Origin of the sequence: Chryseobacterium sp. AG844 (assembly GCF_003182335.1) — a bacterium.
Taxonomy (GTDB): Bacteria; Bacteroidota; Bacteroidia; order Flavobacteriales; family Weeksellaceae; genus Chryseobacterium; species Chryseobacterium cupriresistens.
The window spans coordinates 60552-68207 of record NZ_QGTV01000025.1; the positions used below are offsets into that span (position 1 = coordinate 60552).

General features: G+C 35.8%; 12 protein-coding genes. 8 read left to right on the top strand and 4 right to left on the bottom strand.

Annotated features, from left to right (window positions below):
• Positions 1-3: 3 nt before the first annotated feature.
• The 7 genes from DEU40_RS19405 (at position 4) to DEU40_RS19435 (ending at position 3797) form a co-directional block, all read left to right on the top strand.
• Entirely contained in the window at positions 4-603 is a 600-nt protein-coding gene (locus DEU40_RS19405) for a hypothetical protein (RefSeq protein WP_137905782.1), read from the top strand.
• Between the two features lie 13 nt (positions 604-616).
• A complete protein-coding gene (locus tag DEU40_RS19410; RefSeq protein WP_110011381.1) occupies positions 617-1267 on the top strand; it encodes a hypothetical protein in 651 nt (216 codons plus the stop codon).
• Positions 1267-1827, top strand: coding sequence for a LemA family protein (locus DEU40_RS19415; protein ID WP_110011382.1), 561 nt, complete (start codon positions 1267-1269; stop codon positions 1825-1827). The genes DEU40_RS19410 and DEU40_RS19415 overlap by 1 nt, the downstream gene beginning before the upstream one ends.
• Entirely contained in the window at positions 1808-2176 is a 369-nt protein-coding gene (locus tag DEU40_RS19420) for a hypothetical protein (RefSeq protein ID WP_110011383.1), read from the top strand. Before DEU40_RS19415 ends, DEU40_RS19420 begins: the two co-directional genes overlap by 20 nt.
• A 4-nt stretch (positions 2177-2180) precedes the next feature.
• Positions 2181-2954 carry a hypothetical protein gene (locus DEU40_RS19425; protein ID WP_110011384.1) on the top strand — a complete coding sequence of 258 codons (774 nt, stop codon included), beginning with the start codon at positions 2181-2183 and terminating at the stop codon, positions 2952-2954.
• Between the two features lie 124 nt (positions 2955-3078).
• Entirely contained in the window at positions 3079-3303 is a 225-nt protein-coding gene (locus DEU40_RS19430; protein WP_146207880.1) for a hypothetical protein, read from the top strand.
• A 38-nt stretch (positions 3304-3341) separates the two neighbouring features.
• A complete protein-coding gene (locus tag DEU40_RS19435; protein WP_110011386.1) occupies positions 3342-3797 on the top strand; it encodes a hypothetical protein in 456 nt (151 codons plus the stop codon).
• A gap of 204 nt (positions 3798-4001) precedes the next feature.
• Here DEU40_RS19435 and DEU40_RS19440 read toward each other — a convergent pair whose 3' ends face one another.
• The 3 genes from DEU40_RS19440 to DEU40_RS19450 form a co-directional block, all read right to left on the bottom strand.
• Positions 4002-5792: an endonuclease gene (locus DEU40_RS19440; protein WP_110011387.1), complete on the bottom strand. Its 1791-nt coding sequence runs from the start codon at positions 5790-5792 to the stop codon at positions 4002-4004.
• A 428-nt stretch (positions 5793-6220) separates the two neighbouring features.
• Complete coding sequence (locus DEU40_RS19445; RefSeq protein WP_110011388.1) at positions 6221-6748, bottom strand: DUF4136 domain-containing protein; 528 nt, start codon at positions 6746-6748, stop codon at positions 6221-6223.
• Between the two features lies 1 nt (position 6749).
• Complete coding sequence (locus tag DEU40_RS19450) at positions 6750-6932, bottom strand: DUF5522 domain-containing protein (RefSeq protein WP_047434227.1); 183 nt, start codon at positions 6930-6932, stop codon at positions 6750-6752.
• Between the two features lie 40 nt (positions 6933-6972).
• On the opposite strand from DEU40_RS19450, the gene DEU40_RS19455 reads away from it, so the two are divergent.
• Positions 6973-7299: a hypothetical protein gene (locus tag DEU40_RS19455; protein WP_110011389.1), complete on the top strand. Its 327-nt coding sequence runs from the start codon at positions 6973-6975 to the stop codon at positions 7297-7299.
• On the opposite strand, the gene DEU40_RS22525 is transcribed toward DEU40_RS19455, so the two are convergent.
• A complete protein-coding gene (locus DEU40_RS22525) occupies positions 7296-7469 on the bottom strand; it encodes a hypothetical protein (RefSeq protein WP_171006376.1) in 174 nt (57 codons plus the stop codon). The genes DEU40_RS19455 and DEU40_RS22525 overlap by 4 nt on opposite strands.
• Positions 7470-7656: the final 187 nt, after the last annotated feature.

Consider the following 7656-nt stretch of genomic DNA (forward strand, 5'->3'; position numbering starts at 1 on the left):
CATATGAAAAAGATAGTTTTAATAATTTTGTGTTTTATCATGTTTGTATCATGCCAGTCACAACAAAAAACAGATCTGGAAAAAATAGATTTTTCCAAAGGATATAAAGAAGTTCTGAAAGATACCAAATATCAGACAGAAGCGAGGGAAATTGTAACTACATTGCCTGTAGCTTATACCAAAGATGTTTCCAGATATAAATTCGGAAATATATCGTTTCCCGAACACAAAGAAAATAATGTAAAAAACTCCACCGTAGGATTACTCATTAACAATACTACAGAAAGGCTTACTAAAGGCGTGAAAATAGAACTGGAAGATACTGCTGCAGGTAACGATCTTTTAGCCTATCTCAAATCACAATACAAAAATCCTAAAGTTCTTGCAGGAGTTCCGGCAAAGAACAGTGAAGGTAAAATATTGGGGAATGCAGCCTATGCCTGGGATCTGAAAGGTAAAACAATGGTATTGGTACAATATTATGAATACACCAATAATAAACCCAATACTTCCTCTGTTCTCTATATTGTAGACAATCAGGTGAAGACGGCAGACGGGCAGGAAACAGCAGCATCACACCTGCTAAAAACGTATACTTCATAGCAGATTCTTATTGATGGATAATTATGATTATTATGCAGAAAAAGTAATTACGTATTTACCGTTAGTTATACTTTCTGTCATTGCAGTTATTTTACTACTTCCTAATTCTAGAAAAAGATTTTTAAGAATTCAGGCATCATTACCCACATCCAAAATAAAATCTGTGGCCATGGGGCTGGTAGAAATTCAGGGAAAACTTATTATGAAAGAACCTTTGATTTCTCCCGTTGCAAGAGAAGAATGCATAGGATATTATTATACAATTGAAGATGTGACCAGAGATAAAGAAGGGAAAAATTCTTATAAAACAATTCATAGAGAAACCCAGTGCAATCTCTTTCTGATGCAGGACGATTCAGGAACCATTGAAATACATCCCGAAGGCATAGAATTGATATTCATCGAAGAAACCAATGTAAGTTATAACGGACAGAAAAGATACAAGGAAACATTGCTTAAATCCGGCCAGGAAATGCTTCTGGTGGGAGCTGCCGATTCAAGAAACGGGGAAGCTTTCATCAGAAAAGATACAGGGCATAAGATTTTAGGAATTACTACTGTTGCAGGAATTTCAGTCTGGAATAAATACCAGCCCCTGTTGAGGTCATTTATTGTCACCTGTATTGTTATACTTATCGTAATGATTTTAATCTTATCACAATAATGAATCAACTTGTAGCAATTGTTATCGCCGTTTTTCTTATCGTGGCCATCGTGGCTTTTTTCATCAGTTTGTATAACAAGCTTGTCATGCTGAAATTCAATGTGGAAAAAGCGTATGGGAATATAGATGTTATTCTGAAGCAAAGAGCAGACGAAATTCCAAACCTTGTCAATGTAGCCAAACAGTTTATGGCACATGAAAAAGACCTGCTTACCAAACTGACAGACCTAAGAACTTCCTATAATAACACCAATGATTCCGACAGAAAAACAGAGCTTGCCAATGAGACATCAAAAGCACTTTCATCATTTTTTGCTGTTTCAGAAAACTATCCCGGCCTGCTGTCAAACAATAACTTCCTGGAACTACAGAAAAGAGTTTCCGGAATGGAAGATAAAATAGCAGACAGAAGAGAATTTTTCAATGACAGTGTAAACCTCTATAATATAGGAATTCATGAGTTTCCCAATGTTATATTGGCAAAAATGCTGGGCTATAAAGACAAAACCCTATTAGACGTTTCAAATCAGGAAAAACATTATGAAGGAGTTCAGTTTTAATACATTTTTCGGATATGAAAATATATTGATGGAAAAACCCGAAATTGTTTTGTTTGGGGCGATGCTTCTTCCTATAGGACTGATTATGATGGTGAGTATCATAGGATGGGTGTTCAGGAAACTGAAATTCAATATGTATATCATTCAGGCAATACTGTATACCTTGCTTTTCACCTTCTTTTTTGGAACGGTTACCATGCTCATTCTTTTTTTTATAACAGATAAAAACGGAGTTAAACTTGCGTGGTGCTGGAGCTCTATTTTCCTTGGAATGTTTTGTTTTAGCATCATCAATACCAATACCATCAGTAAAATGTTTACAGACTGGTCTAAAATCATTAAAAACTAAAATTATGATACAACAACCTTATTATATGATCGACTTCAGTGCATCAGCCTGTTTGTTTGAAATAAGGATTAATGATTATCCTGTGATTCATATGAATGTTGAGGGACAGGTTGCCACCAATATTCCTATCAATTTTGCCATATTGAAAAGTGGTGTTCAGACGATATCAGCAACCATTTTACCTAATATTGGCGATGTACAGCTGCATCCTAAATCAGAACTGAAATTTAATGTCAAACTTTTTGATGTGGCTAATGATTTTGTTTTTGATAAACAGTTTGGAGACTATCATTCAGAGGCTATTGAAGACAAAAAGAAACAGGTTATCAAATATGTTGGCTCCTTTAAAGCAGAAGTTCCTTATCAGCTTTCGGCATGGCAGAACGGGAGAAACCTGCAGGATATTAAAGACAGCAGAAAAAAACTGGAGCAGGCTTATGATCATATATCAAGATTAATAAGAGAAAATAAATTTGAAGATTATAAGAAATCAATTTCCAGAAGAGAAGAAAATATGGCTGCTTCTATGTATCTGTCAAAAGCAGAATCGGAAGAACGCTTTACTGATCTTGTAAAAGATTTCAAGTCCGGATTTAAAATACAACCTGTTTCTAAAGATGCCGTTATGTTTGTATGTGCGGAGAATAGAGTTGCCTTTTTAAAAAAAGTAAACGGGGAGTCTGCTTTATATCTGGAAAATCCTGAAACAGAAGAAGAACTGATGCTTGATATTTCATTTTATATACCTGAAGGAAAAGAAGAATTTGAAATAATATAAGCGTTTTATATTCATGCAAACAATAGGAATTTGAAGTTAAAAAATGAATAAAAAACGTTTTCCGGATACTTGAATCATTTTTTTTCTGTTCTATTATTGATAACCGCTTACTAACACTAACATTATGAAAAGATTGAAATATATAGTAATACCAATGCTCTGTCTGGCAGTTACTTCATGCGGCCATCAGAAAAATAAAGATACTGAGTCTTTGGTTGAAACACAGGGAAGTACCCAGACCGAACCTTTCAATCTTGCTAAACTGAAAGCAGGACAAAATATCAACGATATTTTAAATCTGCCGGAGCAACAGCAAAAGAAGCTGTCCGTACCAGTGAAGTTACCCTGATCGGAAATGAAAAGCTGGCTTTTGCTTCAAAAGAATTATTGCACTTCAATGGAATTGATCTGGAAGGAAAAAATAATAAAAATACAAACAAAGTAATTTTACATTTCGGAAAAGTAGATCAGGAAATTGGCCCGCTTGCCAATGAAAAAGAAGACGAACTGGGAATGTATCAGCTTGATATTTATACAGAGGAGGAAAAAACAGCACTTCTGGAAAACTTAAACAAAACACTTCAGAAACCTAGCTTTGATACCATTCGGGAAGGTTTTGAATCAGAAGTTAAAGATAATGAGATCATTCGGACACATAACAAACTCAGACAGGAAGTCGCGATCTGGAGAAGTAAAGATATGCTCTATTATTACTGCGAAACCAAAATAGATAACAGACCGGACGAATACCGCTGCAACCTCTTCGTGTTCAGAAATAAAGAATGGAAAGACCTTTTAAAAGGGTCAGGATATCCGGACCTGGATAAAATTTCTGCGAATTAATTAAGATAAAATAAACAGAGAATTTAGAACATTCGCTTAGTCAAATCAGCTTGCTGATTCCTCTCTGCCCTCTAAAATAAAACATTAGAAAAATAAAATCTCTGCGTTAAAATCTCTGCTCAATCAACAAAATCTGCGAGAGTTTAAAAAAATAAATGCCAGTCTAAAAAGACCGGCATTTTTTATATCAAATTACTATTTGAACTATTTCACTATAAACTGCATCGTCACCTGATCCAGTTTCAAAATATAAACTCCCTGACCAAGATTTCTGGTTTTAATAGAATTTCCATTTCTGAAAGGCCGGTCAATTGTCTGAAGAGTTTTCCCCTGAAGGTTATAAATCTCGGCTTTTTTTACTTTCTGAAGATCTCCTTTTACAAAAATCTCCTGATTGGTAACAGGGTTAGGAGAGATCTTAAAGCTGTTGGATGTAGTTTCTGCTGCTGTATTTTGAGCCATTCTTGCTGTTGATCCTGAATAACAAGTCCATGAAAGATCATCAATAGCCACTCTGTTACTTGTTGAATTATTAACCAGACTTACCACTACATTTCCTGAAACGTTGATATTGTTAATGGTCGTCGTTGTAACTGAAGTACTGTAAGGAATAGTTCCTACGGTTGTTCCATTTATTTTTACATCAAAAGTACCATTGGTTCCTGAGAATTTAAGCTGTGTAGTTACTGTTAAAGAACCAATACCGTTTGCAGAACTGCCGGAAGTTAAAGAACCGTTTCTTACCGTAATTGCTTTATTATTAATAGTCTGGTCTGTTCTTGCATCCGTTGCGGTCCAGGAAATGCCGCCATTGCTCCATGTTCTGGTTGTATAAGTAGAGTTGGCTGCAGGAATGGTTTCAAAATTTTCATTGGCACAGCTGGTTCCTGGAGTAGTCCCGCCAGAAGTAGTAGTACCGGAAACTGTTGAACTGTTCGATGAAGAATTTCCAGCTGCATCTTTTGCTACCACGTAAAAACTATAAGTTGTAGAAGGCGTAAGCCCTGAAATGGTTGCTGAAGTTGAACTTGTCGTAGTTTGCAGAATTCCGTTCATGTAAACATTATATCCTGTTACTCCTACATTATCGGTAGAAGCATTCCATGCAAGAGAAATACTGCTGGAAGTTGTTCCTGAAACATTCAGACCTGTTGCTGTAGTAGGCGCCTGTGTATCACCTGAAGGCTGCTGGGAACCCCAGATAAGGTTAACATAATTTGGATTGTCGATAAAAGGGTTTCTGTTCCCCTGAAAAGTATAGGAAGCATTATTTCTTTTGATCTCAGCCTGGGAAACCGGATCCTGATTGTGCCATGCCAAAAGGACATTAAGTTCCCATGTCTGTAATCCCGGGAACGCAGAACTTCCTAACATATTTCCTGACGAAAAAGAAGAAAGCTTGCTTTGATAACGGGTTACAAAATAGAAAATCATACGGGCCACATCTCCTTTAAACTCGTCAATAGGCTCAAATACCGTTCCTGAATATCCTGAAGAAGCAGATGTTCCCAGCTTGGAACCATTTTGTGAAGTAAAAGAAGCACTTCCTACCTTTCCGAAAGGATAATTACTTCTCATTCCGTTTACCTTTCCGTCTGTAGCTCTGATAAAGTGAATATCCGACACCATTGGAGAGGCCTGATTAAAAAAACTTTGAGGAACAATGTGCTCTCTGTTATAACAGTTTCCTTCACTGGAATAGGTACCGCACTGATCGGTTCCGGGAGTATAGTTATACGGGTCAGCCCCTGCAGGCTTTTCAGAATAAATATCAAGGATAGTTCCGTCATTTTCATAATCTTTGTCAATATCAGTAGTTTTATAACCTGTCCAAAGTCCACTGTATCCTTTATCAATATGTCCGTTGGTGATAATGCTGCTTAATTCAGTTTTCAGTGCTGCACCACTCAGTCCGTTGGCAGAATTGTAGTATCCTGCAGGAGCCTGGGCGTGGGCAAGTCCCGCAAATACAGAAAATAAAATGATTTTTTTCATAATTAATATTTAATATAAAGTTTCAGCAAGAATACCACAATTTTTGTGAATAAAAAATTACAAAATTGTTAATTTTAAACACACTGTATGTAATGCATAATGAGTGATAAATGGTGGATGATGAATGATGATGAACGATGAGGTTTCGTATGTGATTCAGTTTTTTATATCTTGAATTATGATTTTTCTATAATCTATCCTCAGTATTGTAAATTCAATAGGATCGGGCTATAATCCAGAGCGTAGACGAAGGAAGCCCGGTTTAAAATAAGACGTTTTATCATCTGGCTTCAGCCAAAACTTAAATAACAGAAGATTATATCACGGCTATCTGTGTAATTCTGTGCTATCTGCAGGAAAAAACAAATAATTATCCATAAAAAAAGCCGATACCAAACGTACCGGCTATATAATGGATGACTTACATCTTATTTTCTTTGTGGCGGATAATTTTTCATAATCTCAGCCATAATCTCTGGAATCTGTCTCTGTTTTGCTTTTGGAGAATCTACAGAAATTCCGCTTCCGATACCCTGCCAAACCAATTTGTTGCTTTTTGCATCGATAAGATCAACGATCAAAGCGCCTTCATTGTAGTTGGTTGTCCATGTTCTGTTCATACCAACACCCCATCCGAATGGTCCGCCCCATCCCCACATTCCGTAAGGAGAAGAGGAATTGATATCAGTAATCTTTTTATGATTTGCTTTTACGTTGATAATCAGATCAGGGTTTTCTCCGGACTGAAGTCCTTTGCTCTGAAGCTGTCTCGACAGCTCATTCAGCACTCTGTCTTTATCAATATCATTCAGTTTTAGATCATCAATTCTTATTTTATAGGTTTTGTAAGAATTGAAATTGGCGGTTTCAGCATAATCCGAACGTACCTGAAAAGGGCTACAAGAAGTTAAGCCTAATGTAGCAGATGCCAACAAAATAAAAATATATTTTTTCATTTTATTTATTTTTTTTATCACTTTTAATGAATGTATCAGTCTTTTTATCGTACCCGTAAGGACAGTGTCTGCAGCCGCTTTTACAGCAATATCCTCTTTTCAGATGGAATTTTTCTGTAAAAACCTTGTACCCCTGTTCATTATAGTAGAAGTCTTCACCTTCTTTGATGTCATAATGGGCCATAAGTTAAATGCTAGTCAAAAAACTTTTTATATTTGTTACTATGATAATTGTATGCCAAAAGCCTTTAAAAAAATTAAAAATTAATGGCATCGCTCTCTTTCCCTTTATCTTCATTAGGAAACCCGAAGATAAGGAAAATAATGTATTGATCAATCACGAAAAAATTCATTTACGGCAGCAACTGGAAATGCTCGTTATTTTCTTCTATATTTTCTATGGTATTGAATACTATTACTGGTTTTTTAAACTCAAAGACGGATATCTGGCCTACAGAAGAATCTCCTTTGAAAGAGAAGCCTATGCTAATGAAAACAACCTGAATTATCTCAGAAAAAGAAAATTGTGGAACTTCAGGAAATACTTTTAGAATAAGGGTATGATGCATTGGATTTCCGGGTTACGAGATTCGGGTTCAGGCTTCTGGATTCTGGCTTCCGATTTATTCTTTGTAATGACAGAAGTATTAAGATCTTTCACATCAAGATAACCGGAATATTTTGGCATTGCAGTACTGTATAATTCAATAGGAATGGGCATTAGCCCTTTTATCAAAAAAATCAAAATTCATCCGGCTTTAGATTCTGTGTTAACTTCCAAATATTTTTTATACATTTATATTTATAAAAGCGACCTTGAGTTAGCTTGCGTAGGGTGAACGTCTTTGATTTTTACCCTACTTTCTTCAAAATCTATCTGGTAAAAAGTTTTATTTTTAAATAAAATA

What these genes read in the sequence shown, in the direction of transcription:
- DEU40_RS19405 (WP_137905782.1), top strand. Translation starts at nt 4, where the DNA reads ATGAAAAAGATAGTTTTAATAATTTTGTGTTTTATCATGTTTGTATCA.
- DEU40_RS19410 (WP_110011381.1), top strand. Translation starts at nt 617, where the DNA reads ATGGATAATTATGATTATTATGCAGAAAAAGTAATTACGTATTTACCG.
- DEU40_RS19415 (WP_110011382.1), top strand. Translation starts at nt 1,267, where the DNA reads ATGAATCAACTTGTAGCAATTGTTATCGCCGTTTTTCTTATCGTGGCC.
- DEU40_RS19420 (WP_110011383.1), top strand. Translation starts at nt 1,808, where the DNA reads ATGAAGGAGTTCAGTTTTAATACATTTTTCGGATATGAAAATATATTG.
- DEU40_RS19425 (WP_110011384.1), top strand. Translation starts at nt 2,181, where the DNA reads ATGATACAACAACCTTATTATATGATCGACTTCAGTGCATCAGCCTGT.
- DEU40_RS19430 (WP_146207880.1), top strand. Translation starts at nt 3,079, where the DNA reads ATGAAAAGATTGAAATATATAGTAATACCAATGCTCTGTCTGGCAGTT.
- DEU40_RS19440 (WP_110011387.1), bottom strand. Translation starts at nt 5,792, where the DNA reads ATGAAAAAAATCATTTTATTTTCTGTATTTGCGGGACTTGCCCACGCC.
- DEU40_RS19445 (WP_110011388.1), bottom strand. Translation starts at nt 6,748, where the DNA reads ATGAAAAAATATATTTTTATTTTGTTGGCATCTGCTACATTAGGCTTA.
- DEU40_RS19450 (WP_047434227.1), bottom strand. Translation starts at nt 6,932, where the DNA reads ATGGCCCATTATGACATCAAAGAAGGTGAAGACTTCTACTATAATGAA.
- DEU40_RS19455 (WP_110011389.1), top strand. Translation starts at nt 6,973, where the DNA reads ATGATAATTGTATGCCAAAAGCCTTTAAAAAAATTAAAAATTAATGGC.
- DEU40_RS22525 (WP_171006376.1), bottom strand. Translation starts at nt 7,469, where the DNA reads ATGCCCATTCCTATTGAATTATACAGTACTGCAATGCCAAAATATTCC.